22 protein-coding genes, 2 tRNA genes and 1 pseudogene are annotated in these 24861 nt (G+C 72.4%); 3 read left to right on the top strand and 22 right to left on the bottom strand.

The features are described from left to right. Nucleotides 1–15: 15 nt before the first annotated feature. On the top strand, nt 16–1371 hold the full coding sequence (locus OG625_RS26025) for an MFS transporter (protein ID WP_329385712.1): 1356 nt from the start codon (nt 16–18) through the stop codon (nt 1369–1371). A 58-nt stretch (nt 1372–1429) separates the two neighbouring features. Here OG625_RS26025 and holA read toward each other — a convergent pair whose 3' ends face one another. Further along, on the bottom strand, nt 1430–2422 hold the full coding sequence (holA, locus tag OG625_RS26020; protein ID WP_329385709.1) for a DNA polymerase III subunit delta: 993 nt from the start codon (nt 2420–2422) through the stop codon (nt 1430–1432). 76 nt (nt 2423–2498) lie between these two features. Between holA and OG625_RS26015 the strand changes: the two genes are divergently transcribed. Next, complete coding sequence (locus OG625_RS26015) at nt 2499–2741, top strand: hypothetical protein (protein WP_329385706.1); 243 nt, start codon at nt 2499–2501, stop codon at nt 2739–2741. 22 nt (nt 2742–2763) lie between these two features. Here the strand turns inward: OG625_RS26015 and OG625_RS26010 are convergent, their stop codons facing one another. The 14 genes and pseudogenes from OG625_RS26010 to OG625_RS25945 all read right to left on the bottom strand — a co-directional run bounded on the left by OG625_RS26010 (nt 2764) and on the right by OG625_RS25945 (nt 16995). Beyond that, complete coding sequence (locus OG625_RS26010; RefSeq protein ID WP_329385703.1) at nt 2764–3645, bottom strand: YceI family protein; 882 nt, start codon at nt 3643–3645, stop codon at nt 2764–2766. 136 nt (nt 3646–3781) lie between these two features. Then, nucleotides 3782–6187 (bottom strand): annotated as a pseudogene (locus OG625_RS26005) (ComEC/Rec2 family competence protein); the annotation flags it as partial. A 56-nt stretch (nt 6188–6243) separates the two neighbouring features. After that, the gene (locus OG625_RS26000) at nt 6244–7032 is read right to left on the bottom strand and encodes a ComEA family DNA-binding protein (RefSeq protein WP_329385700.1); all 789 of its coding nucleotides are present in this window, start codon (nt 7030–7032) and stop codon (nt 6244–6246) included. 319 nt (nt 7033–7351) lie between these two features. Then, nucleotides 7352–8197: a DegV family protein gene (locus OG625_RS25995; protein ID WP_329385698.1), complete on the bottom strand. Its 846-nt coding sequence runs from the start codon at nt 8195–8197 to the stop codon at nt 7352–7354. Nucleotides 8198–8295: 98 nt separating this feature from the next. Next, nucleotides 8296–9072 (bottom strand): hypothetical protein, encoded by a 777-nt coding sequence (locus OG625_RS25990; RefSeq protein WP_329385697.1) that lies wholly within the window; start codon nt 9070–9072, stop codon nt 8296–8298. Nucleotides 9073–9263: 191 nt separating this feature from the next. Further along, nucleotides 9264–12146 (bottom strand): leucine--tRNA ligase, encoded by a 2883-nt coding sequence (gene leuS, locus OG625_RS25985; RefSeq protein WP_329385694.1) that lies wholly within the window; start codon nt 12144–12146, stop codon nt 9264–9266. A 266-nt stretch (nt 12147–12412) separates the two neighbouring features. Next, nucleotides 12413–12485 (bottom strand) — tRNA-Ala (locus OG625_RS25980). A gap of 132 nt (nt 12486–12617) precedes the next feature. Continuing rightward, a complete protein-coding gene (locus OG625_RS25975) occupies nt 12618–12851 on the bottom strand; it encodes a hypothetical protein (RefSeq protein ID WP_007264019.1) in 234 nt (77 codons plus the stop codon). A gap of 143 nt (nt 12852–12994) precedes the next feature. Further along, nucleotides 12995–13067: transfer RNA gene (locus OG625_RS25970), tRNA-Ala, on the bottom strand. A gap of 113 nt (nt 13068–13180) precedes the next feature. Next, nucleotides 13181–13837, bottom strand: a complete 657-nt coding sequence (locus OG625_RS25965; protein ID WP_329390952.1) for a histidine phosphatase family protein — start codon at nt 13835–13837, stop codon at nt 13181–13183. Next, nucleotides 13834–14280 carry a ribosome silencing factor gene (gene rsfS, locus OG625_RS25960; RefSeq protein ID WP_329385691.1) on the bottom strand — a complete coding sequence of 149 codons (447 nt, stop codon included), beginning with the start codon at nt 14278–14280 and terminating at the stop codon, nt 13834–13836. Before rsfS ends, OG625_RS25965 begins: the two co-directional genes overlap by 4 nt. Before the next feature lie 119 nt (nt 14281–14399). Then, nucleotides 14400–16142 (bottom strand): LCP family protein, encoded by a 1743-nt coding sequence (locus OG625_RS25955; protein WP_329385688.1) that lies wholly within the window; start codon nt 16140–16142, stop codon nt 14400–14402. Nucleotides 16143–16166: 24 nt separating this feature from the next. Then, complete coding sequence (gene nadD, locus OG625_RS25950) at nt 16167–16784, bottom strand: nicotinate-nucleotide adenylyltransferase (RefSeq protein WP_329385686.1); 618 nt, start codon at nt 16782–16784, stop codon at nt 16167–16169. A gap of 43 nt (nt 16785–16827) precedes the next feature. Then, nucleotides 16828–16995: a hypothetical protein gene (locus OG625_RS25945; RefSeq protein WP_329385683.1), complete on the bottom strand. Its 168-nt coding sequence runs from the start codon at nt 16993–16995 to the stop codon at nt 16828–16830. 140 nt (nt 16996–17135) lie between these two features. On the opposite strand from OG625_RS25945, the gene OG625_RS25940 reads away from it, so the two are divergent. Beyond that, the gene (locus OG625_RS25940) at nt 17136–18242 is read left to right on the top strand and encodes a M48 family metallopeptidase (protein WP_329385680.1); all 1107 of its coding nucleotides are present in this window, start codon (nt 17136–17138) and stop codon (nt 18240–18242) included. On the opposite strand, the gene OG625_RS25935 is transcribed toward OG625_RS25940, so the two are convergent. From OG625_RS25935 to OG625_RS25905, 7 genes are all read right to left on the bottom strand, one after another. Next, a complete protein-coding gene (locus tag OG625_RS25935; RefSeq protein ID WP_329385677.1) occupies nt 18226–19371 on the bottom strand; it encodes an SCO2583 family membrane protein in 1146 nt (381 codons plus the stop codon). The two genes, OG625_RS25940 and OG625_RS25935, sit on opposite strands and share 17 nt — an antisense overlap. Before the next feature lie 67 nt (nt 19372–19438). Further along, nucleotides 19439–19993 (bottom strand): SCO2584 family spore wall biosynthesis protein, encoded by a 555-nt coding sequence (locus OG625_RS25930; RefSeq protein WP_329385674.1) that lies wholly within the window; start codon nt 19991–19993, stop codon nt 19439–19441. Between the two features lie 76 nt (nt 19994–20069). Further along, nucleotides 20070–21353 carry a glutamate-5-semialdehyde dehydrogenase gene (locus OG625_RS25925; protein WP_329385671.1) on the bottom strand — a complete coding sequence of 428 codons (1284 nt, stop codon included), beginning with the start codon at nt 21351–21353 and terminating at the stop codon, nt 20070–20072. 287 nt (nt 21354–21640) lie between these two features. Continuing rightward, entirely contained in the window at nt 21641–22126 is a 486-nt protein-coding gene (locus OG625_RS25920; RefSeq protein WP_443067774.1) for a hypothetical protein, read from the bottom strand. 29 nt (nt 22127–22155) lie between these two features. Then, entirely contained in the window at nt 22156–23283 is a 1128-nt protein-coding gene (gene proB / locus OG625_RS25915; protein WP_329385665.1) for a glutamate 5-kinase, read from the bottom strand. Between the two features lie 84 nt (nt 23284–23367). Next, complete coding sequence (locus OG625_RS25910; protein ID WP_329385662.1) at nt 23368–23841, bottom strand: GtrA family protein; 474 nt, start codon at nt 23839–23841, stop codon at nt 23368–23370. Beyond that, nucleotides 23838–24824, bottom strand: a complete 987-nt coding sequence (locus tag OG625_RS25905; RefSeq protein WP_329385659.1) for a glycosyltransferase family 2 protein — start codon at nt 24822–24824, stop codon at nt 23838–23840. Before OG625_RS25905 ends, OG625_RS25910 begins: the two co-directional genes overlap by 4 nt. Between the last annotated feature and the right edge of the window lie 37 nt (nt 24825–24861).

Here is a 24861-nt window from a genome sequence, read left to right as displayed (position 1 = left end):
AGGAGCGGCTTCGCCATGCCCTCGCACTCCCACTCACAGGCATACGCCCCGTCCCACGGCGCCGCACATCCGCATCGATGGCGCCTGCTGGCCCTGCTCTGCCTGGCCCAGTTCATGCTCATCGCGGACGTCACGGTGGTGAACGTGGCCCTGCCCGTCATCGGCGCCGACCTCGCGCTCTCCGACGAGGGCCTCACCTGGGCCGTCACCGCGTACACGCTCTTCTTCGGCGCCCTGCTGCTGGTGGGCGGACGGCTGGCCGACCGGTTCGGGGCGCGGCGGATGTTCCTGGCCGGGCTGACGCTGTTCACCGCGGCCTCCGTGGCGTCCGGCCTCGCGGGGACGGGCGGCACCCTGATCGCGGCGCGCTCCGCGCAGGGCATCGGCGCGGCCCTGCTCTCGCCGGCGGCGATGGCGCTGGTCCTGGCCCTGTTCGAGGGCCCGGCACGGCACCGCGCCCTCGGCGTGTGGGCGGGGGTCGGCGGGGCCGGCGCGGCCGTCGGGGTCCTGCTCGGCGGGATCCTGGCCGACGGGCCGGGCTGGCGGTGGATCTTCTACGTCAACCTGCCCGCCGGGATCCTGGCGCTGATCGCCGTCCCGCTGCTGCTGGGGCACTCGCTCCGCACCCCCGGCAAGAGGTCTCCTCTCGGGCTCGCGGGAGCCCTCCTGCTGACGGCGGCTTCCGCCTGCCTGGTCTACGGGCTGACCGAAGGCTCCTGGCCCTGGCTGGCCGGAGCCGCCGCGGCGGGCCTGCTGCTCGCCCTCGCGGAGCGCCGGAACCCGCACCCCCTGCTGCCCTCCGCCCTCCCGGGCCGCCGAGCCCTGCTGGGCGGGAGCGCCGTGATGCTCGGGGCCGCCGGGCTGCTGGTAGCGGGGTTCTACGTCAGCTCCCTGCACATCCAGCACACCCTCGGGCGCAGCGCGCTCGTCACGGGGCTGGCGTTCCTCCCGGTGGCGGTGGCGGTCATGGCCGGCGCGCACCTGGGCAGCGCGGCGGTCGTGCGCTTCGGCTGGCGCCGGGTCGGTGCGACGGCCTTCGCCCTGGCGGCGGCGGGCGCCGCGCTGGCCCCCACGGGCGGGCTCTGGACCGGCCTGGTCCCCGGCTTCGCCCTGCTGGGGCTCGGTCTCGGCGGGGCCTTCGTGTGCGCGACGACGGCCGCGCTCTCCGAAGTCCCCCCGGAGCACTCCGGGGTGGCCTCCGGCCTGGTGGGCACCTCGCACGAACTGGGCGCGGCCATCGGCGTCGCCGCCCTCGCCTCCGGCGGCTTCAGCACCCTCCCCGTCCCGGCCCTGGCCCTCGCCCTAGCCGCGGCCGTCCTCCTGCCGACCGGCCGCCCCAGCCCCACCGCAGCCCGCTCCATGGCCCACTGACCCAGGGGCTTTGCCGGCCGGTCCGCCCCCTCAGCGGCCCGTCGCCGAAGCGAGTGGCCTATCGACGCTGGGGGCGGGCGGCGCGGGCCACCGCCACGACCGCCTTCTCCAGGGCGTACTCGGGGTCGTCGCCGCCGCCCTTCACTCCCGCGTCGGCGGCGGCCACGGCGCGCAGGGCGTCGGCGACCCCGTCTGCGGACCAGCCGCGCATCTGCTGGCGGACCCGGTCGATCTTCCATGGCGGCATGCCCAGGTCCCGGGCGAGGTCGCCGGGGCGGGCCCCGCGCGGGGCGGAGGCGAGCTTGCCGATCGCGCGCACCGCCTGGGCCAGCGCACTGGTGATCAGGACCGGGGCCACCCCGGTCGCCAGGGACCAGCGCAGGGCTTCGAGGGCTTCCGCCGCCCGGCCCTCGACGGCCCGGTCGGCGACCGTGAAGCTGGAGGCTTCCGCGCGGCCCGTGTAGTAACGGCCCACCACGGCCTCGTCGATGGTGCCCTCGACGTCCGCGCACAGCTGCGCCGCCGCACTCGCCAGCTCCCGCAGGTCGCTGCCGATCGCGTCCACCAGGTTCTGGCAGGCCTCCGGGGTCGCCGAGCGGCCCAGCGTGCGGAACTCGCCCCGTACGAACGCCAGCCGGTCCGCCGCCTTGGTCATCTTCGGGCAGGCGATCTCCCGGGCGCCGGCCTTGCGCGCCGCGTCCAAGAGGCCCTTGCCCTTGACCCCGCCCGCGTGGAGGAGGACGAGGATGATCTCCTCGTACGGCGCGTCGAGGTAGGCCTTGACCTCCTTGATGCTGTCCGCGGACAGGTCCTGCGCGCCCCGCACGATCAGGACCTTGCGCTCGGAGAAGAGCGAGGGGCTCGTCAGCTCGGCGAGCGTGCCGGGCTGGAGCTGCTCGGAGGAGAGGTCGCGTACGTCCGTGTCGGCATCGACGGCACGGGCGGCCGTCACCACCTCCCGTACGACACGGTCGAGCAGCAGGTCCTCCTGCCCCACCGCGACGGTGAGCGGAGCGAGTGGGTCGTCGGTTGAGTTCTTCCTGGTGGCCATCGACTCCAGCATCCCACGCGGCACTGACAGCCCACCGCCTCGCGGCCCCGCTCACCGAATACTTGAGAATGGTCACGTGAACGTGCGACATGTACTCGTCCTGCCCGACCGCGACGCCGCCGAGGAGGTGGCGCAGGAGGTCGTCGACCGGTTCGGCCTCCCGGAGGAGCCCCAGTTGGTCCGCGACGCCCTGGCCGGCGAGGACGATGCCGAGGACGCCCAGTGGCTGGTGGTCGTCGAGGACCCGCGGGAAGGGCTCGACCCCACCGCCCTGGACGCCCTCGCCGCCGAGTACGAGGGCTGGCTGGAGGCCCCGTAGGCGCCGGGGCCCCTCGGCGCCCTCAGGCCTTGTGGACAGCCTGCACGTCCAGCGTCACTTCCACGCTCGATCCGATCGCCGCGATCCCGTGCGCGAGCATCGACTGCCAGTTCAGGGTGAAGTCCTCGCGCTGGAGTTCGGCGGTGGCCCGGCAGGCTGCCCGCTGTTCGCCCTCCATGCCCGTGCCGAGTCCCAGGTACTGGGTGTCGAGGGTCACGGAGCGGTTCACCCCGTGGAGGGTGAGGGCGCCCGCGACGGCCCAGCGGCTGCCGCTGCGGTGGATGAAGCGTTCGCTGTAGAACTCCACCGTCGGGTAGCGGACCGCGTCCAGGAAGTCCCCCGAGCGCAGGTGGTCGTCCCGCATCCGCATACCTGTGTCGATGCTCGCCGCGTCGATGATCACGTGCATGGAGGAGTCCTCCATGCGCTCGGCTATCCGGACGGCGCCCGCGAACGTGTTGAACCGGCCGCGGATCCGGGCCATGCCGATGTGCCGGGCAGTGAAGCCGATCGTCGAGTGCGTCGGGTCGAGCTCCCAGTGGCCGGGCTGCGGAAGCAACGGCGGCTCCACGGCGTCGAGGACGATCTCCCCGGTGCCGGGCTGCGCCGGGCCGCCCACCAGCGTCGCCCCGTGGAACGGCGCGTACCCCTCGGCCGTGACGGAGAGCCGGTACTCCCCTTCCGGCACCGTCGCGGTGATCCCGCCGTACGGGTCGGTCTCCCCGCTGACGATCCGCCGGCCGATCGGGTCGGTGAGCTCGAACGCGGCTTGCCGGATCGGCTGGTGGACGCTGTCGAGCACGCGGCAGCTGAGCAGCCGCGCCGTCGGCGGCAGCGTCAGTGTCGCGGATGTGGGCGGGCTGGAACTTCCCGCCGTCTCCGTCCCCCGTCGTCGTCCGAACATGGCTGACGCACCCCCGTGCTGTGTGGACTTGGACCGTGCTGGCGAAGAGGCATTCGATCATGCTGTCGGGTTGTGGGCAAACAGAATGTTCGCGCCCGGTATGCCCGCGCCGCCTTCGCCGCCGATTGGCCGGAAATGCCCGCAGCAGCGAGCCGGATCCGGTGACCGCGACGGAGCCGTCCGTGTCGGTGCGCAGTACGGTCGCCCCCGACTCCCGCAGCCGGGCCAGCGTGCCGGGCGCGGGGTGCCCGTAGCGGTTGCCCGCGCCGACCGGGACGACGGCGAGGCGCGGCCGGATCCGGGCCTGCAGCTCCGGGTCCTGGTGCGCGGAACCGTGATGGGCGACCTTGAGGACGTCCACCGGCCCCAGCTCCGGATGGTCCCGCAGGAGCGCCCGCTGGGCGGGTGGTTCCAGGTCGCCGAGCATGAGCAGGGTCACTCCCCCGGCGCGCACGAGCAGGGCGACGCTCGCGTCGTTGGGCCCTTCGGAGGGTGGTCCGACCGGCGGCGGCCACAGCACCTGCCACTCCAGCGGCCCCGCCCGGCGCCGCTCCCCCGCCGCCGCCCGCACGACGGGCACCCCGGCGGCGGCCGCCGCCCGACGGACGAACTCGGCCTGCGCGGGCGGTTCGTCCAGCCCCGTGGTCTGGATCACCCCCACGGACCTGCCCCGCAACACCCCGGCCAGGCCCGCCACGTGGTCGGCGTGAAAGTGCGTCAGCAGCAGCATCGGCACCCGCCGTACCTCGAGGGCCCGCAGGCAGTCGTCCACCGGGCCGGGCTCGGGGCCGGCGTCCACCACCAGTGCCTCCCCCGGGCCGATCTCGAGTACGGCGGCGTCCCCTTGCCCGACGGCGCACTGGACGTAACTCCAGTCGGGCGGAGGCCAGCCCGTGAGGGTACGGGTCAACTGCGGCGGCCGCAGCACGGCCAGGAGCAGCACCACCGCCAGGGCGGAGCAGAGCCACCGCCTGCCGCCGAACCGGGCGATCAGCACCACGCCGACCACGGTCACGGCGGCCAGCAGCAGCCCGCCGGCGAGCCCGCCCGGCCAGGGCAGCTCCGCCCCCGGCAGCCGCGCCCCGGCCCGCGCCACGGCGGCGATCCACCCGGCCGGCACCCCCGCGCACCGGGCCAGCAGCTCCGCGGCGGGCATCCACACGGGGGCCACCGCCAGGGCGGCGAAGCCGAGCACCGTCGCCGGACCGGCCGCCAGCTCGGCCAGCAGGTTGCACGGCACGGCCACCAGGCCGACCCGGGCCGAGAGCACGGCGACCACCGGCGCGCACACCGCCTGGGCGGCCGCCGCGGCCCCCAGCGCCTCGGCGAGCCTGGATGGCACCCCGCGACGGCGCAGGGCCTCGCTCCACCGGGGTGCCAGGGTCAGCAACGCCCCGGTGGCCAGGACGGAGAGCAGGAATCCGTAACCGCGGGCCAGCCACGGGTCGTACAGCACCAGCAGCAGGACGGCGGCGGCCAGCGCCGGGAGCAGGGACCTGCGCCGCCCCGTGGCGATGGCCAGCAGGGTCACGGCCCCGCAGGCCGCGGCCCGCAGCACGCTCGGCTCCGGCCTGCACACCACCACGAACCCGAGCGTCAGCGCCGCCCCGCACACTGCGGTGGCCCGCAGCGAGAGCCCGATCCGAGGGGCCAGCCCGCGCCGCTCGGCCCGCTGCGCGCGGGCCGGGGGCCCGATGAGCAGGAACAGCACCACGGTCAGGTTGGACCCCGAGACGGCCAGCAGGTGCAGCAGGTCAGTGCTCCGGAAGGCCTCCTTCAGGTCGGGCGGCACCCGGGAGGTGTCCCCGACGACCAGCCCCGGCAGCAGGGCCCTCGCATCCGGGGCGAGCCCCTCGCTCGCCTCCCGCAGCCCCGCCCGCAGCCGCCCGGCGATCCGCTGCGCGGCATCCGGGCCGCCGGTGACCTCGGGCGGGGTGTCACCGCCCGGCCTCAGCAGCGCCACGGCCCGCTCCCCGCCCCTCGCCGGGGCCAGCCGGGCGACGACCACCACCCTGGTGGAGGGCAGCAGCCGGGCCCATTGCGGATGCCCGGCCAGCACCCGGACCGGGGTCTCGACCCGGGTCCGTACCCCGTCGGGCCCGGTCAACCGGGTCACCACCGCGTCCAGCACCACCAGGGGCGGCCCGCTGCCGCCCCGGGAGACCTGCGGATCGGAGCCGACGGTCAACTCCGCGAGAACGCGGGCGTGCTCCCGGGCCAGCCCCTCGACCGGCCCGGCCCGCGCCTCGGCCCGGTGCAGCCCGGCCACCCCGGCCCCCGCAGCCGCACACAGCAGGGCGGCGGCCACGGCCGAAGCCGCCCTCCACCATGGCCCCGGGCGCCGGCGCCCGGCCAGGACCAGCAGCCCCGCGCCGAGCACCCCCAGCCCCACCCCGGCGGCGGTCCAGGAACCCGGCGCGTCCAGCGCCACGGCGGCCGCCCCCCAGGCGGCCACGGCCGGCACCACGAGACGCAGGTCCACCGGCCCCGCCTCCACCGGCCGCCCCTCCGGCGGCCGCGGATCGTTCAGGGCCCCGCCCACCGCCCCCGAGCCCGGAAGGCCCTCGGGTCGGCCCCTGCGGCCACCCCCGGGGCCGCTCACGGCCGCACCAGGGGGCGCAAGTCGGCGAAGCGGCGCTCACCGATGCCGTTGACCTGGCGGAGGTCCTCAACGGTGCGGAAGCCGCCGCGGGCGGTGCGGAAGTCCACGATGTGCTGCGCCAGCACGGGCCCCACCCCCGGCAGCCCGTCCAACTGGTCGACGGTGGCCGAGCCGAGACTGAGCGGCCCCGCCCCCGGACCCCGACCCGGCCCTTGACCGCCACCCCCACCCGGGGGCGGCGCCGGAGCGCCCACCAGCACCTGCTCGCCGTCCACCAGCACCCGGGCCCGATTCAGCCCGGTGATGTCCGTGCCCGGCCGCACACCCCCGGCGGCGGCCAGCGCGTCCTCGACCCGCGAACCGGCGGGCAGCCGCAGCACCCCCGGGTCCCGCACCTTCCCGCTGACGTCCACCACGATCCGCACGGCACCCACCACCGGCGCCGGGGCCCCCGCAGAAGCCGCGGCCGCGGCCGCCGCAGGCACCACCCCCGGGGCGACCACCGCCGGAGCGGTCACCGCACGCGGCCGGGCCGACCAGTACTGCTGAGCGGCGAACCCGACGGCGGCGACCAGCACCACCGCCACGGCACCCACCGCGCGCGGCTCCACCCCACAGCGGGCCTGGAACCACAACGGCAGCCGCTCCCGCACGGCGAGCCCCCGCGCCGCCCCGGCAGGCAGCTCGGGAGGCAGGCCGGCAGGCAGCTCGGCGGGCAGGCCAGCAGGCAGCTCCGCAGCTTCCCCGCGCGGTGTGTCGACCGCCGGCGGACTGCTGCCTCCCAACAGGGCTTCCGCCCGACGGCGCACCGCCTCCGGATCCCGGTGCGGAGCATGGAGATCCCCGGAAGCCCGGTGGCCACGGCGAGACCACAGACGGCCACGCCTCCGACCGGACCCGCCACTGCGGCTACGGCCACGGCTGTCGGAGAGAGGGCTACGGCCCGGTCCGCTGGTGGGGCCCGACGGATACGAGATACGCGTTCGAAGAGTCATGCCACGACCGTAGGGGCCCACCCGGAATCCCGTTCGGAGCCCTCAATTCCGGTGGACAACAGCCCCGTTGTGGATATCTCCGCCACCCTCCCGGGTGACAGGAGGCCGGTCAGCGCGGCGAGACGACCGCCGCCAGCAGCCCCGGCCCCGTGTGCGCCCCGATCACCGCGCCGACCTCGCTGACGTGAAGTTCGACCAGGCCCGGAATCCGCTCGCGCAGCCGCTGGGCGAGCTTCTCGGCCCGCTCCGGGGCCGCCAGGTGGTGCACCGCCACGTCGACACTGCCCGACCCGGCGCGCTCGACGGCCAGTTCCTCCAGCCGCGCGATGGCCTTGGAGGCCGTGCGCACCTTCTCCAGCATCTCGATCCGCCCGCCGTCCAGGGTCAGCAGCGGCTTCACCGCCAGCGCCGAGCCGAGCAGCGCCTGCGCGGCGCCGATCCGGCCACCGCGCCGGAGGTAGTCGAGGGTGTCGACGTAGAAGTACGCCGACATGTCCGCCGCCCGCTTCTCCGCGGCGACCACGGCGTCGTCCACGGAACCGCCCGCCTCGGCCACCTCGGCGGCGGCCAGCGCGCAGAAGCCGAGCGCCATCGCGACCATTCCGGTGTCCACGACGCGCACGGGCACGGCCGCGGTCCGCGACGCGACCACGGCGGCGTCGTAGGTACCGGAGAACTCGGCGGACAGGTGCAGGCTGACGATGCCGGTCGCCCCGGCGTCGACGGCGGCCTGGTAGGCCCGCACGAACTCCTCCGGGCTGGGGCGGGAGGTGGTGACGGAGCGGCGCTTCTGCAGGGCCAGGGCGAGGCTGCGCGCCGAGATCTCGGTGCCTTCCTCGAGCGCCTCGCCGCCCAGCACGACGGTCAGCGGGACGGAGGTGATTCCGTGCCGCGCCATGGCCGGTTGGGGCAGGTAGGCCGTGGAATCGGTGATGATGGCGACATGGCGGGACATGAGCCGGAGGTTACCGCCAGTGGGGGTGCGACGGCAGCCTGACCCCTCACCGGGGTTTCAGCGTGCCCTGCAGGAGGGCTCTCCCGCCCCGCCCCGCCTCAGGTCGTGCTCTCCGGCCTGCGCGTCTTCTGCCAAGGGTACGGAGTCGCCGGCGCGGCCGGATTCAGAGCCGTGGGGGTCTGGGCCGGGGCCGGGGTCTGCGCCGACGTCTTTGCCGAGTTCGGCTGCGGGGCCGCGCCGGAACGGCTGCCGCCCTGAGCAGGAGCCGTTCCGGCCGCCTGCGCCGCGTCCCAGGCCGCCGCGGCCGCCGCCAGCTCGTCCACCGACTCACGGGACCAGTCCCGCAGCGCCCCGGACTCGACCTCGATCTGCGCCGACAGCACGGACAGGTCGTCCTCCGCGAACCGCCGGGCCCGGTCGCGCGCCGCCCACCGCAGCGACTCCGCGGCCTGTGTGATCTTGGCCGTACGCTCCCGCAGGTCGGGCAGGAGGTCGGCGGTGCGCTTGCGGTCGGGCTCCTGCTCCAGCCGCTTCATCTCGTCGTCCAGCTCGTGCCCGTGCGCGCTCAGCCGCTCGAACAGGCCGATCGACTCCTTGAGCGAGGCGTCCGCCCGGACCCCGTCGTGCAGCGCCTGCTGCGTGGACCGCATCGACGTCCGCAGGTCGATCCGCAGCTGTGCCAGCGACGCCGTGACCCCGATCTGGCCCAGGCTCTTGGCCCGCAGCGTGGTGTCCTCGACCGTCCGCCGCGCCTGTGTGATCGTACGGTCCACACCTCGCTTGGTCGCCTTCACCACCTTGACCGTCGCGTACGCGCCCAAGCCCAGGAAGGCGAAAAGCACCATCAGCGCGAAGATGATCAACGCGGCCTCCATGAGTGTCCCTTCCCCAGTCCCCGCAATTCGTTGTCCGTCCCCTCAACCGTAAACGCCACGGGCAGGCCAGGGGTTCCAATCGAACCCCCAACCTGCCCGTACGGGAATACCCCTAGACGCGTCGGATGACGTCAGACGCCATCCGACGATGCCAGACGACCGCAAACGACCTCAGACGACCTCAGACGACCTCAGACGACGATGTTCACCAGCTTCGGCGCGCGCACGATCACCTTGCGGATCTCCGCACCGGCCAGCGCCGACACGACGCCCTCGTCGGTCAGGGCCAGCTTCTCCAGGTCCGCCTCCGAGATCGTCGGCGGCACCTCCAGGCGCGCCTTGACCTTGCCCTTGATCTGCACCACGCACGTCACGGTCTCGTCCACGACGTACGCCGGGTCCGCGACCGGGAAGTCCTGGTGGACCACCGACTCACCGTGGCCCAGGCGCTGCCACAGCTCCTCCGCGATGTGCGGGGCCAGCGGGGCGACCAGCAGCACCAGGGCCTCGGCGACCGACCGCTCCAGCGGCCGGCCGGCCTTCGTCAGGAAGTTGTTCAGCTCGGTGATCTTCGCGATGGCCGTGTTGAAACGCAGCCCCGCCATGTCCGAACCGGCCCCGTCGATCGCCTTGTGCAGCGCGCGCAGCGTGTCCTCGCCCGGCTCGCCGTCCACAACGGTGACGGCGCCCGTCGACTCGTCGACGATGTTGCGCCACAGGCGCTGCAGCAGCCGGTACTGGCCGACCACGGCGCGGGTGTCCCACGGACGCGAGACGTCCAGCGGACCCATAGCCATCTCGTACAGGCGCAGCGTGTCGGCGCCGTACTCCTCGCAGATCTCGTCGGGCGTGACGGCGTTCTTCAGGGACTTGCCCATCTTGCCGTGCTCACGCTTGACGGGCTGGTCCTGGTAGAAGTACCCGCCGTCGCGCTCCTCGACCTCGGCCGCGGGCACGTAGACGCCGCGCGCGTCGGTGTACGCGTACGCCTGGATCATGCCCTGGTTGAACAGCTTGTGGAACGGCTCCGCCGAGGAGACGTGCCCCAGGTCGAACAGCACCTTGGACCAGAAGCGCGCGTACAGCAGGTGCAGCACCGCGTGCTCGGCGCCGCCGACGTACAGGTCGACGCCGCCGTGCGGCACACCCTCGCGCGGGCCCATCCAGTACTGCTCGATCGCCGGGTCGACCAGGGCCGACGCGTTGTTCGGGTCCAGGTAGCGCAGCTCGTACCAGCAGGAACCGGCCCAGTTCGGCATGGTGTTGGTCTCGCGCCGGAAGGAGCGGGTGCCCCGGCCGTCGCCCAGGTCCAGCTCGACGTTGACCCACGACTCGTTGCGGGACAGCGGGGTCTCCGGCTTGGAGGTGGCGTCGTCCGGCTCGAAGGTGCGCGGCGAGTAGTCCTCGACCTCCGGCAGCTCCAGCGGCAGCATCGACTCGGGCAGCGAGTGCGCGACGCCGTCCTCGTCGTAGACGATCGGGAAGGGCTCGCCCCAGTAGCGCTGGCGGCTGAACAGCCAGTCGCGCAGCCGGAAGTTGACCGTGCCCTCGCCGATGCCGCGCTCGGCCAGCCAGTCGGTGATCACGGCCTTGGCCTCGACGACGCCCAGGCCGTCCAGCGAGATGCCCTCGCCCGTGGAGTTGACCAGCTTGGCCTCGTAGGAGGCGAAGGCGTCGTCCCACTCGGCCGGGTCGGTGCCGCGCCCGTCCGAGGGCTGCACGACGCAGCGCATCGGCAGTTCGAAGGCGCGCGCGAACTCGAAGTCACGGCTGTCGTGCGCCGGGACGGCCATGATCGCGCCGGTGCCGTAGCCCATCAGCACGTAGTCGGCGATGAAGACGGGGACCTTCTCGCCGCTGACCGGGTTGAGCGCGAACTCGCCGGTGAAGACGCCGGTCTTCTCCTTGGCGTCGGCCTGCCGCTCGACGTCCGACTTGGCGGCGGAGAAGGCGCGGTACGCGGCCACGGCCTCGGCCGGGCTGGCGTGCCCGCCGGTCCACACCTCGCGGGTGCCCTCGGGCCAGGCGGCCGGGATGAACTTCTCGACCAGCGGGTGCTCGGGCGCCAGCACCATGTAGGTCGCGCCGAACAGCGTGTCCTGGCGGGTGGTGAAGACGGTGATGGCCTCGTCGCCCAGCGCGAAGTCGACACGCGCGCCCTCGCTGCGGCCGATCCAGTTCCGCTGCTGCAGCTTGATTGCCTCGGGCCAGTCCAGCGCGTCCAGGTCGTCGATCAGCCGGTCGGCGTACGCGGTGATCCGCATGTTCCACTGGCTCAGCCGGGACTTGAAGACGGGGAAGTTGCCGCGCTCGGACCGGCCGTCGGCGGTGACTTCCTCGTTGGCCAGTACGGTGCCCAGCCCGGGGCACCAGTTCACGGGCGCGTCCGAGGAGTACGCCAGCCGGTACTCGTTCAGTACGTCGGTCCGCTCGCCCGCGGTCAGCCCGGCCCAGGCACGCCCGCCGGGGACCTCGCGGGAGCCGTCCTCGAAGGCGGCGACCAGTTCGGCGATCGGGCGGGCCTTGGCCGCGTCGGTGTCGTACCAGGAGTTGTAGATCTGCAGGAAGATCCACTGGGTCCACTTGTAGTAGTCCGGGTCGATCGTCGCGAAGGACCGGCGCTTGTCGTGGCCCAGGCCCAGGCGGCGCAGCTGGACCTTCATGTTCTCGATGTTCGCCTCGGTCGACACGCGCGGGTGCGTGCCGGTCTGCACGGCGTACTGCTCGGCCGGCAGGCCGAAGGCGTCGAAGCCCAGGGTGTGCAGGACGTTGTGGCCGGTCATCCGCTGGTGGCGGGCGAAGACGTCGGTGGCGATGTACCCGAGCGGGTGACCGACGTGCAGGCCCGCGCCGGAGGGGTACGGGAACATGTCCATGATGAACTTCTTGGGCCGCGCGACCATCGCCGCCGCCTGAGAAGTGGTTCCGGCCAGGTCACCGGTCGGGTTCGGGGCCTCGTACGTGCCCTGCGCGTCCCATACGTCCTGCCAGCGTGCCTCGATGTCGGCGGCCATGGCAGCCGTGTAACGGTGCGCCTCGGCCGCCTCGGGGGCCGGGGTGTTCGTCTCGCTCATGATTCCTGAAGCTCCATCGATCGTCTCTGCCGTCTCTGCCTGCCCAAACGAAAAAACCCCTCGCACAGGAGGGGGCGCCGCGCCGGTGCCGACCGTCTCGAAGGGTCGGCGCTGATCAGCGCGGCTCGGTAAGCAGAAGGCGTACGGCACGCATGGCGTCAGGGTACCGCAGCGGCCCCCGCCGACGCTCTGCCGTTCCACACGGCGACACGGAGCGGCACAACGAGAAGCGGGCCACCCGATCCGGGTGGCCCGCTTCTTTACTGTGGAGCTATGGAGAATTGAACTCCAGACCTCCTGCATGCCATGCAGGCGCTCTACCAACTGAGCTATAGCCCCTTGTCCTACTTGCCGCTTCGGTTCCCCTTGTCCGGTTCCCCTTGGCGACGTCCCAAACATTACACGGTCATGGCCCTGGTCCAAAAATCGGTTTCCACCGGCCCGGAGCCATGCCCGATTTGTACCTTCTCGTCACGCTCGCGCGAACTGGTAGAACCGCTTGAGCGTGCAGTGCTCGTCGAGCAGCCGGCCGTAGATCGGCTCGCCCTCCAGCTCACGGTACGTCTCGATCGGGTCGCCTTTTATGATCAGCGCCCGCGCGCATTCCTCGCACCAGTACTGGTAGTCGGGGTTGACCGGTTCCATGTCCCGCACGATCGGCGTGCCGTTGTTGCACCAGTCGCACCGCCGCCGGTGTGCACCCATCCGTCAGCGACTCCCTCCCGCGTCGGGCCGTCGACTCCCCCTCCGGCGGTCCGATTCTGCCATGCCGGTGCGGGCCAGGTCAGTAAGCGCAAAGGGTACAAAAGCAAGGATCCCGCCCCCTGTTGGGGACGGGATCCTGATTGTGGAGCTATGGAGAATTGAACTCCAGACCTCCTGCATGCCATGCAGGCGCTCTACCAACTGAGCTATAGCCCCGCTCTCCGCGGCGCTTCCCCCGTTTCCGGTGTTCTTCGCTGCGAACAAGAAGAACTCTAGCCTGTGACCAGCCGGAAAGTGAAATCCGGGTCGGAGCCGCCCCGCGGAAGGGCTCAGTCGTCGTCGCCGAGCACCGGTTCCGGCAGCGTGCCGGCGTTGTGCTCCATCAGACGCCAGCCGCGCGCGCCCTCACCGAGGACGGACCAGCAGCAGTTGGAGAGCCCGCCGAGGCCCTCCCATTGGTACGCGTCCAGGCCCAACAGGCGGCCGATGGTCGTGCGGATGGTGCCGCCGTGGCTGACCACGACCAGCGTGCCGTCCTGCGGCAGCCGGTCGGCGTGCTCCAGCACCACCGGCGCGGCGCGGTCGGCGACCTCGGTCTCCAACTCCCCGCCACCTCGACGGACCGACTCGCCGCGCTTCCACGCCGCGTACTGCTCGCCGTACTTCGCGAGGATCTCGTCGTGCGTGAGGCCCTGCCACTCACCGGCATAGGTCTCGCGCAGCGCCTCGTCGTGCACCACGGGCAGACCGGTGATGGCGGCCAGCTCCGCAGCCGTGTCGGAGGCCCGCCGCAGGTCGGAGGCGACGATGGCGTCCGGCTTCAGTGAGGCGAGGAGCCGAGCGGCGCGGCGCGCCTGCGCCACACCCATCTCGGTCAGCTCGATGTCCGTGGAGCCCTGGAAGCGGCGCTCCAGGTTCCACGAGGTCTGGCCGTGCCGCCAGAGGACGATCTTCCTACCGGACTTGCCCGTGTCGGTCGTGCTCAGAACAGATCACCGTCCAGGTCCTCGTCGCCGGCGGCCTCGCGCAGCTTGGCGTGCTCCTCGGCCTTGCCGAGGGTGAGCTTGGCGTCCTCGGGCAGCTCGATCTCGGGGCAGTCCTTCCACAGGCGCTCCAGCGCGTAGAAGACACGCTCCTCGCTGTGCTGCACGTGGACGACGATGTCGATGTAGTCGAGCAGGATCCAGCGGGCGTCGCGGTCGCCCTCGCGGCGCACCGGCTTGGCGCCGAGCTCCTTGAGCAGGCGCTCCTCGATCTCGTCGACGATCGACTTGACCTGGCGGTCGTTGGGCGCCGAGGCGAGCAGGAAGGCGTCGGTGATCGACAGCACGTCGCTGACGTCGTACGCGATGATGTCGTGCGCGAGCCGGTCGGCCGCCGCCTGGGCGGCGGTGGTGATGAGCTCGATGGAGCGGTCCGTGGCGGTCACTGGCCATGCTTTCGGGTTGGCGGGCAGATCCATACAAGGGTCTCACGTACCGCCGACACCGCCCGCGCGGAAGGTCCCGCGCGGGCCCAACCGGCCCCCGTTCCCGCCTCGCGCCCAGGTCAGGACGTTTTGTAGTCCTTGCCCAGGATCACCACGACCTCGGCATTGACCGCGTTCTCGGCCTTCTTCACGACCGTCTCGGGCAGCCCCAGGGTCTTGGCGACCTCGATCGCCCGGCCCTTGGCCGCGTCGTCCTGGTACGTGATCTGCGAGGTCGCGGCCGGCTTGTCGGCCTTGCCGCCGTCCACGAAGGTGTAGCCGCCGTTCAGCAGCGCCGCCTTCGCCGCGACCTGCGTCTTGTCGTCGCCGGTGGCGTCCTTGAGGCCGACGCGCGGTGCCGCGCCGGGCTGGGCCTCGGCGACGGCGCCGCCCAGGACCTCCTTGACGACCTTCTTGTTGGCTTCGTCCGTGAGGGTGCCGTCCGCCTTCACCGCGAGGACGTCGGTGCGGTACTCGCCCACCTTGGCGTGCGCGCCGAGCCGGGAGAGGAGGGCTCCGAGCGTCTGCGCGTTCAGCGCCGGGTCGAGGATCTGGCCCATGCTCTCGACGGTCACCGCCGCCGCCTTCGGGTCGCCCGGGACCTTGCGCAGCACCGCGTGGAGCACCTTGCCCACGCGTTCCAGCTGCTTGGCCTCCGGCTCTCCCTGGGCGCGGTACGTGGCGTACGCGACGGCCATGGGGCCGCTCAGGCTCTGCTTCTGCCCCTGCCCCACGGCCGGGGCCTTGGCCGCGTCGTCCGCCGGGACCGCGGTGTCGGTGTCGACCTCGATGCCGCCGACGAGCTCGACCAGGTTCTCCAGGAAGGGGGTGTCGAGCCGCCAGGTCCCGCCGATGTGGGTGCCGAGCACCGAGTCGAGTGCCTCACGGGTGCCGAGGCCGCCCTCTTCGACGGCCTTGCCGAGCGCCGTGGTGCTCCCGTCCTGGCCGGGGACGCCGAGGGAGTTCGGCAGCAGGACGGTGGCGCCCTGCTTGGTGGTGACGTTGTCGACGAGCAGCGCCGAGGCGGTGCCGCCCTTCTTGGTGTTGTGCAGGTGGACGACGATCATGTCGCGCTTCTGCGCCCCGGCGTCGGCGGTCGCCGCGTTCTTCTTCTCCCCGGGCCCGTCGAGGAAGGGCAGCTTGCCCGCGTACCAGAGGTAGCCGAGGCCGGCGACGACGAAGAGGGCGAGGACGACGATCAGCGCCACGACCCGGTTGCGGCCGCGGCGGCGGGCCTCCTCGCGGCGTTCGGTCCGGCTCTCGGTGAACTTGAGCCAGTCGATGACGTCCTCGGAGTCCTCGTCCGGCTGGTCGATGAAGGCGAACATCTCGGTGCGGTAGTCCCGCCCCGCCTCGGACTCGCCTTCGGGCCGGCGCGGCTCGGGGACCTGGACGGCCGGGCGCTCGGCGGGCGCCGGCGGGGCCTGCTGGGGCTGCCGCGCCTGGTGGGTCTGGTGAGCGGGGTGGGCCTGGGGCTCCGGGGCGGTCTGCTGCGGGAGCCACTGCTGGGTCGCTTGGGTGTCGTAGCCGTTGTCGTAGCCGTACCCGGCTGCCTGCTGGTGGTCCTGCCGGCCGTACTCCTCGGCGACCTGCTGCTGCGGCGGGTAGTACTGCTGCTGTTGCTGCCGCTGCTCGCCGTAGCCCTGGTAGCCGTACTGCTGCTGCTCGTACTGCGGGGCCTGGGGTGCCTGAGGGGCCTGCGGAGCGGGCCGGGCCGGGTACTCGGGCACCTGGCCGTACACCGGCCGCCCGTAGGCGTCATAGCCGATGAGCTGCTGCTCCTGGGCGCCGTACGCGTCGTACGGATCCTGTCGGTCGTTCACCGCGGGGCCCCTCTCTCCGGAAGCTCAGGCTCCCCGGTACAGCTCACGCTTGTCGATGTAGCGCACCACGCCGTCGGGCACCAAGTACCAGACAGGATCCCCCTGGGCCACCCTCGCACGACAGTCCGTGGACGAAATCGCCAGTGCCGGCACCTCGACGAGCGAGACGCCGCCCTCGGGCAGTCCGTCGTCGGTGAGCACGTGGCCCGGCCGGGTGACTCCGATGAAGTGGGAGAGCGAGAAGAGCTCGTCGGCGTTCCGCCAGGTCAGGATCTGGGCGAGCGCATCGGCACCGGTGATGAAGAACAGGTCGGCGTCGTCGTTCAGTGCCTTCAGATCCCGCAGGGTGTCGATCGTGTACGTCGGCCCGCCGCGGTCGATGTCGATGCGGCTCACCGAGAACTGCGGGTTCGACGCGGTGGCGATCACCGTCATCAGGTAGCGGTCCTCGGCGGGCGAGACCGCGCGCTGCGACTTCTGCCACGGCTCGCCGGTCGGTACGAACACCACCTCGTCGAGGTGGAAAAGGGCGGCGACCTCGCTGGCGGCCACCAGGTGTCCGTGGTGGATCGGGTCGAACGTCCCGCCCATCACGCCGAGCCGGCGCTTGACCGGGCCCGTAGGCACTTCCTGCTCTCCCATGAGCGCAGAGCCTACTGGCCCAGTGGGCGCGCCGGACAAGGCTCTAGCGGTCGCGGTTCAGGCGCGTGGTCACCCAGAGCATCAGCATCAGGATGACGAACGCCGCACCGCCGGTCAGGTACGGGCTCAGGCTGTCGTGGTTGCCGCCGTGCTGCTCGGCCCCTCCCGAAGCGAGGACGACCAGGTTGTGGGCGGTGGAGGAGAGGCTCATCAGGCAGGTACCTATCGAGTCGGGGAGCGGGCGGAGACTTCGCTCACATCGTATGCGGGGGCCTGGGGCACGCTCACGCCGACTCAGGCGTTGGAGAGGATAGACGCATTGCGAGCCAGGTCGACCCAGGGGAGGGCGCTATGACGGAGACAGAGCACGGACGGGCACCGGCGAGGGACCGAAGGAGGTTCCCCGGCATCTCGTCGCGGGCGTACGAGCATCCCGCGGACCGCTCGGCGCTGGTGGCGCTGCGCAAGCTGAGCGGCTTCGACACGGTTTTCAAGGCACTCAGCGCGCTGCTGCCCGAGCGGAGCCTGCGACTGCTGTTCCTGTCGGAATCGGTGCGGGTGGGCGAGACGCAGTTCCCCCACCTGTACGCGATGCTCCGCGACGCCTGCTACATCCTGGACCTGGAGAAGGTCCCGCAGATGTACGTGCAGCAGGACCCGAAGCCCAACGCCATGTGCATCGGGCTCGACGAGCCGATCATCGTGGTGACCACCAGCCTCGTCGAGCTGCTCGACGAGGAGGAGATGCGGGCGGTGGTGGGCCACGAGGTGGGCCACGCGCTGTCGGGGCACTCCGTGTACCGCACGATCCTGCTCTTCCTGACGAACCTCGCGCTGAAGGTCGCGTGGATCCCGCTGGGCAACATGGCGATCATGGCGCTGGTGACCGGCCTGCGGGAGTGGTTCCGCAAGTCCGAGCTCTCGGCGGACCGGGCCGGGCTGCTGGTGGGACAGGACGTGCAGGCCTCGATGCGCGGGCTGATGAAGATCGCCGGCGGCAACCACCTCCACGAGATGAACGTGGACGCCTTCCTGGCCCAGGCCGATGAGTACGAGTCGAGCGGCGATCTGCGCGACTCCGTCCTGAAGATCCTCAACGTGCTGCCCCGCACGCACCCCTTCACCACGGTCCGGGCGGCCGAGCTGAAGAAGTGGTCCGAGAACCGCGACTACCAGCGGATCATGGACGGCCACTACCCGCGGCGGGAGGACGACAAGGACACCTCGGTGACGGACTCCTTCCGGCAGTCCGCCGCGCACTACGCCGACTCGGTGCGCACGAGCAAGGATCCGCTGATGAAGCTGGTCGGCGACCTCGCGGGCGGCGCGGGCGACCTGGGCGGCAAGCTCCGCGACAAGTTCACCGGGGCAGCCGGCGCGGGTTCCGGGTCGGGGTCTGCGCCCGGGGCCGGGTCCGCCGAGGGCAAGGACGACCGGGGGGCTACGGGCCAGGGCTGACCGGGGTGACCGTCGGGGTCGGGGGCGGCGCCAGTACGCCGCAGAGCCCGGCGGTGCGCCTCGGCCGGCCGCTGGCGTACGGGTCGCTCGCGGCCGGTCCGACCGTGGTCGGACCGGCTCCGGCCAGGACCGGGCGGAAGCCGTCCGCCGGGTCGTGGGAGCAGTCCTGCGGCCCGGCCATCACATAGGCCGAGACCAGTTCCGCCCGGCGCGCGGTGAGGTCCTCGCGGTCGAAGCGCAGCCGCAGCTCGCGCCGGACCGTGAAGAGCGAGGCGCCGTCGGCCGCGGCCGGGGCTCCAGTGGCCGGGCGTACCGCGTACACGAAGGTGTGGTCGGTGATCACCTCCAGCACATCGGCGCGCACCTCGTCGAAGGCGAGGGTTCCGCTGACCCGGACCCGGGAGTCGGCCATTACGGCGGTGCCCGGGTCGAAGCGGACCAGCCAGCCGGTGGCGGCGTGCCGGCCGTCCCCGGAGGGCGAGCTCACGCTGCGGTCGAACTGGGCCAGCTGGTCGGGGTCCAGCAGCACCCTGACGGGCCGGGACGCGGAGCCGGACAGGACGTCGGGGTCCAGCGAGGACTGCACCAGGTAGTCCTTGGCGATGGACAGCGCGGCGACGACCTCGCTGTCGGTGAAGTGGTGGGTGCGGCGCACGGCCGGGAGGGTGATCCCGGCCGCCCCGACGCGGTAGTCGGCCGCGGGGCTCGTCGCGTACAGGTCCACCGGGCGGCCACCGGGTACGGCCGTGGTGGGCGCGAGCGGGACGACGGTGCTGCTGAGGGCCGCGGCGGGGCCGACGGACGGCGGGACGTAGGGGTTGCGCAGCCCCATGTAGACGGCGGCCGCGAAGGCACTGGCGATGAGCAGCACGAGCAGCATGCCCTGCCGGGCGCCCCTGCCGGGCGTGCCGGTGCCCGAGGTGGGGCCGCTGCCCGACCAGATGGAGCGGCTGCGCACGGCCCGGGCGTGCTCGCCCATGCGTTCCTGAGCGGAGTACTCCTGGAGCCGGGCAGCCCTCACGAAGTCCTCGTCGAACACCACCGACCGGTATTCGTCCGCTCGGAACTCCTCGTCGCCCCCGCCCATGCCCTCGGGGGTGCCGTCGGGTGGATCTCCTGGAACGGCCATCGCTTCTCCCGCTGTCCCCGCTTCAGAGAAGCCCCCACCTCCGGCGTACGCGCGTGGGGTCGTACCTTCAGGGTTGGCGGCCGGAGGGGTGCGTAAACGCGCCGACGCCGGTGACTTCCCTCAACGGCGTACTGGCGGGCGCCGGCGCGGGATCCGCCTCGCCCGAGGCGCTGCGGTACACGGCGCTGAAGGCGAGGGCGATCATGCCGAGGCCCATGACGAAGGCGAGCACCCAGGCGACCGGGCGCAGCCACGGGGAGCGGCCCCGGTACGGGCGCAGGCTGCCGCCGTAGGCCCCGTACGGGGCGTCGGGGTGGAGGTGGCCCCGCTCGCGGTCCCAGCCGTGGTCGTCGGCGTCGTACCCGTCCGGGTGGCCGTAACCGTAGCTGTCGTAGTCGTCGTCGCCCGTCCAGCCGCCGGCGACGGCTCGGGCCGCTTCGGCCTCCGCGCGCGCCCGGTCGGCCGCCCGCTGGCGCTCGGCGGCGCTCGGTTCATGGATCTCGGCGTTCCGGACGAAGGCCTCGTCGAACACCACGGAGGCGAATTCCTGTTCCGCGCCTCCGCGGTCGTCGTCGGGCTCCCCGTCGTCCGGGAACGGCTTGCCCCCCACGTCGTCCGGCACGGAACCAGCGTAGACCTGGGGGGCCGCTTTGGGCAGGGTGTGCACCGAATCCGGCCACACCGTGTTCGCCCTTCGACTACCGAACGTGACCGTCGCCGGTGACGATGTACTTGGTGGAGGTGAGCTCGGGAAGGCCCATGGGGCCCCGGGCGTGCAGCTTCTGTGTGGAGATTCCGATCTCGGCGCCGAAGCCGAACTGGCCACCGTCGGTGAACCGGGTGGAGGCGTTCACGGCAACCGTGGTCGAGTCGACCAGCTGGGTGAAGCGGCGCGCGGCGGCCTGCGAGGTGGTGACGATCGCCTCGGTGTGACCGGAGGTCCAGCGGCGGATGTGGGCGACGGCGTCGTCGAGGGAGTCCACGACGCCGGCGGCGATGTCGTAGGAGAGGTACTCGGCTGCCCAGTCCTCGTCGGTGGCGGGGAGGGCGGTCGCCTTGGAGTCCGCGGCGGCGGCGAGGACGCGGGCGTCCGCGTGGACGGTCACGCCGGCGTCGGCGAGGGCGTCAAGGGCGCGGGGCAGGAAGGCGTCGGCGATGTCGCGGTGCACGAGGAGGGTCTCGGCGGCGTTGCAGACGGAGGGCCGCTGGGCCTTGGAGTTGATGAGGATGTCCACGGCCATGTCCAGGTCGGCCTGGGCGTCCACGTAGACGTGGCAGTTGCCGGTACCGGTCTCGATGACCGGGACGGTGGACTCTTCGACGACCGTCTTGATGAGGGAGGCGCCGCCGCGCGGGATGAGCACGTCGACGAGGCCGCGGGCGCGCATCAGCTCGCGGACGGACTCGCGGGACTCGCCGGGGACCAGCTGGATCGCGTCGGCGGGCAGGCCCGCCCCGGCGATGGCGTCGCGGAGGATGGCGACGAGGGCGGTGTTGGAGGCGTAGGCGGAGGAGCTGCCGCGCAGGAGGACCGCGTTGCCGGACTTCAGGCAGAGGGCGGCGGCGTCGACGGTGACGTTGGGGCGGGCCTCGTAGATGATGCCGACGACGCCGAGCGGGACGCGGATCTGCCGGATGTCGATGCCGTTGGGGAGGGTGTTGCCGCGGACGACCTCGCCGACGGGGTCGGGGAGGGCGGCGACGTCGCGCACGTCGGAGGCGATGGCCGCGACGCGGTCCGGGGTGAGGGTGAGACGGTCGATGACGGTCTCGCTGGTGCCGGCGGCGCGGGCCTTGTCGGTGTCGACGGCGTTGGCTGCGATGATCTCGGCCGTACGGGCCTCCAGCGCGTCCGCGATCGCCAGCAGGGCCGTGTCCTTGGCGGAGCGCGGGAGCGGGGCGATGGTGGCGGCGGCCGTGCGGGACCGGTGCGCGGTGGCGAGGACGGGTGAGGTGGCGGGGGCGGCATCGAGCGAGGTCATGCCGCCAGGGTAGTCCCCGGGACGGGGTCGGCCGATGGGGTTTCCGGCCTGCGAGACGGCTCGCGCCGGGCCGGTCCCGGGTCGGTTGGGGCCCGGGGGCGGGTCGCTGCGACGGGCCGCTGCGCGGAGCCTCTCCCCGCCCCGCCCTTCCACCGTTCCCCGGGCTCCGCCCGGACCCGGTCCGCAAACGGCGGACGGGCTGGAAAGGACCTGGGGCTCCGCCCCAGACCCCGCTCCTCAAACGCCGGCGGGGCTGGCGGGGCACGGCCGGGGCTGGATGGGGCGGCTCAGTACGGGTGGACGCCCACCGGGTGGGCCGGAGGTGGGCCGTAGCCTTCTGCGACGCGTTGGTGGTACGTGGCGCGGTCGATGACCTCCAGCCCGACGATCTCCCAAGGGGGGAGCTGCGCCGAGGAGCGGTGTTCGCCCCAGAGCCGGAGGGCGACGGCCGCCGCGTCGTGGAGGTCGCGGGCCTCCTCCCAGTAGCGGATCTCCGCGTGGTCGTCGGCGTAGCGGCTGGTCAGCAGGAAGGGGTGGTCGTGGGCCAGTTGTTCCAGCCCGCGCCGGACGTCGGACAGTGGCGCCGGCTTTCCGGAGACGCTCAGGGTGACGTGCCAGAGGCGGGAGGCTTCGAGGGAGGATTCGCCCCTCTCGTCCCGCCCGTCCCCGCCGTCACCGTCCCCCGTGCCGACGCTGGTCAGCGCTCGTCTCACCAGCCGCCTCCTGTCTCCGCTGCGCGTGTCCGCCGGACCCCTCACAGTTGACCAGTCCACGGGCTGCCGCGCGGCGGTTTTGCCGAACCTCAGCCCTGCAGGAGGACGAGATCGTCCCGGTGGACGACCTCCCGTTCGTACTCGGGTCCGAGTTCCGCCGCGAGCTCGCGGGTGGAGCGGCCGAGGAGCTGCGGGAGCTCCTTGGCGTCGAAGTTGACCAGGCCCCGGGCGATCGGGCGGCCGTCGGCGGAGCGCAGTTCGACCGGGTCGCCCGCGACGAAGTCGCCCTCGACGGCCGCGATGCCGGCGGGCAGCAGCGAGCTGCCGCGTTCGGTGACCGCGCGGACCGCGCCCTCGTCGAGGACCAGGTGGCCCTGGGGGGTCGACGCGTGCTGGAGCCACAGCAGCCGGTCCGCCGAGCGGCGTCCGGTGGCGTGGAAGTGCGTGCCCGTGGCGCGCCCGGCCAGGGCGTCGGCCGCCTGGCTGGCGGAGGTGAGGACGACGGGGATGCCTGCCGCGGCGGCGATCCGGGCTGCCTCGACCTTGGTGACCATGCCGCCGGTGCCCACGCCCGCCTTGCCGGCGCTGCCGATGGTGACGTGCGCGATGTCCTCGGGCCCGCGGACCTCGTCGATGCGGGTGGTGCCGGGCAGGGACGGGTCCCCGTCGTAGAGGCCGTCCACGTCCGAGAGGAGGACGAGGAGGTCCGCGCGGACGAGGTGGGCGACGAGGGCGGCCAGCCGGTCGTTGTCGCCGAAGCGGATCTCGTCCGTGGCCACGGTGTCGTTCTCGTTGACCACGGGCAGGGCGCCCATCGCGAGGAGCTGGTCCAGGGTGCGGTAGGCGTTGCGGTAGTGGGCGCGGCGGCTGGTGTCGTCCGTGGTGAGCAGCACCTGGCCGACGCGGATGCCGTAGCGGGCGAAGGAGGCGGTGTAGCGGGCGACGAGCAGGCCCTGGCCGACGCTGGCAGCGGCCTGCTGCCGGGCCAGGTCCTTGGGGCGGCGGCGCAGTCCGAGCGGGGAGAGTCCGGCGGCGATGGCGCCGCTGGAGACCAGGACGATCTCCTTCTCGCCGCCGCTGCGGGACTTGGCCAGGACGTCGACCAGTGCGTCCACCCGGTCGGCGTCGAGTCCGCCGGCCGCCGTGGTCAGGGAGGAGGAGCCGACCTTGACCACGATTCTGCGGGCGTCCACGACACCTTGCCTAGCCGCTGACACGTCTGTCCCCTTGCCCCTTGCCGAATTCCGTGAATGCCTGCCGCCTCAATCTACGGTGTGGCGCACGGCGGCCGCTCCGGGGTTTCAGACCGTGGACTTGGACTCGGACTCGGACGTGGGCTTGGTTCCGGCCGACCCCGACTCCGACCCCGACTCCGGCTGCTCGGCGCGCGCGGCGGCCGTGCCCGGCACGAGGATCTTGCGGGAGAGCACGAAGGTGAACGGGATCGCCACGACGGCCGCCACCAGCGGGGCGATCCTTGTGTCCATCCCGGCCCAGGCCACGAGGGCGTAGAGCCCGACGGACTGGATCACGTAGTTCGTGACGTTCGTCAGCGGGAAGAGGAGGAACTTCTTCCAGGTGGGACGGGTCCGGTACGTGAAGTAGGTGTTCATGAAGAACGAGCCGACCATCGCCAGCACGAAGGCGAGGCTGTAGGCGGCGAAGTACGGCATCCACGGGTGCAGGAGCAGGTAGAGGCCGAAGAAGGTGGCGGTGTTGACCCCGCCCACCAGGGCGAAGCGGATGATCTGGCCGAGCTGTTCTCGTCTGCTCATCGGGCGCTGCGCTCCACGATCGTGGCCTGTGCCGCCGTGGCGGTTCCCGAGACCGGGTCCACGCCGTGCGATTCCTTCACCAGGAAGTGCGGGCGCCGCTTGGTCTCGTAGTAGATGCGCCCGATGTACTCTCCGATCAGACCCAGCATGATCATCTGCACGCCGCCGATGCCGGCGATCATCGCCACGATGGTGACGTAGCCGGGCGACTCGACGCCGTTGGTCATCGCCATGATCGTGATCCACAGGGCGTACAGGCCGGTCAGGGCGACCAGCGAGACGCCGAGCCAGATCCCGATGCGCAGCGGCCGGTTGTTGAAGGAGATCAGGCCGTCCATGCCGTAGTTCAGCAGGGAGCCGAACTTCCACTTGGTCTCGCCGGCCTCGCGCTGGGCGTTCTGGTAGTCGAAGTGGACGGTGTCGAAACCGATCCAGGAGAAGAGGCCCTTGGAGAAGCGGTTGTACTCCGGCAGCGACAGCAGGGCGTCCACGGCCGGACGCGACAGCATGCGGAAGTCGCCCACGCCGTCGGTGAGCTCGACGTCGACCCAGCGGTTCACACCCCGGTAGTACAGGCGGCTGAGCGCGCTGCGGAGCTTCTTGTCGCCCTCGCGCGTGCGGCGGGCGATGATCTGGTCGTGGCCCTGGCGGTAGTAGTCGAGCATGGTCGCGATGAGCTCCGGCGGGTGCTGGAGATCCGCGTCCATGATCACGACGGCGTCGCCGGTGGTCTCGCGCAGGCCGGCGAGCATGCCGGCCTCCTTGCCGAAGTTGCGGCTGAAGGAGACGTACCGGGTCTGCTCGCCGTATTCGGCGGCGATCTTCCGGAGCTTCCCGAGGGTGCCGTCGCGGCTGCCGTCGTCGACGTAACAGACCTCGTACTCGACGGGGAGGGAGTCCAGGACCCTGCGGATCTCCGCGTCGAAGCTGTCGATGACCGCTTCTTCGTTGTAGCAGGGGACAACTACGGACAGCTTCGTCATGAACACTTCCTGCTGGCTCCGAACGGGTGATTGTGGG

The sequence above is a fragment of the Streptomyces sp. NBC_01351 genome, assembly GCF_036237315.1.
Taxonomy (GTDB): domain Bacteria; phylum Actinomycetota; class Actinomycetes; order Streptomycetales; family Streptomycetaceae; genus Streptomyces.
Note: the sequence above shows the minus strand (reverse complement) of the source record. Positions and strands in the feature narration are given on the sequence as shown.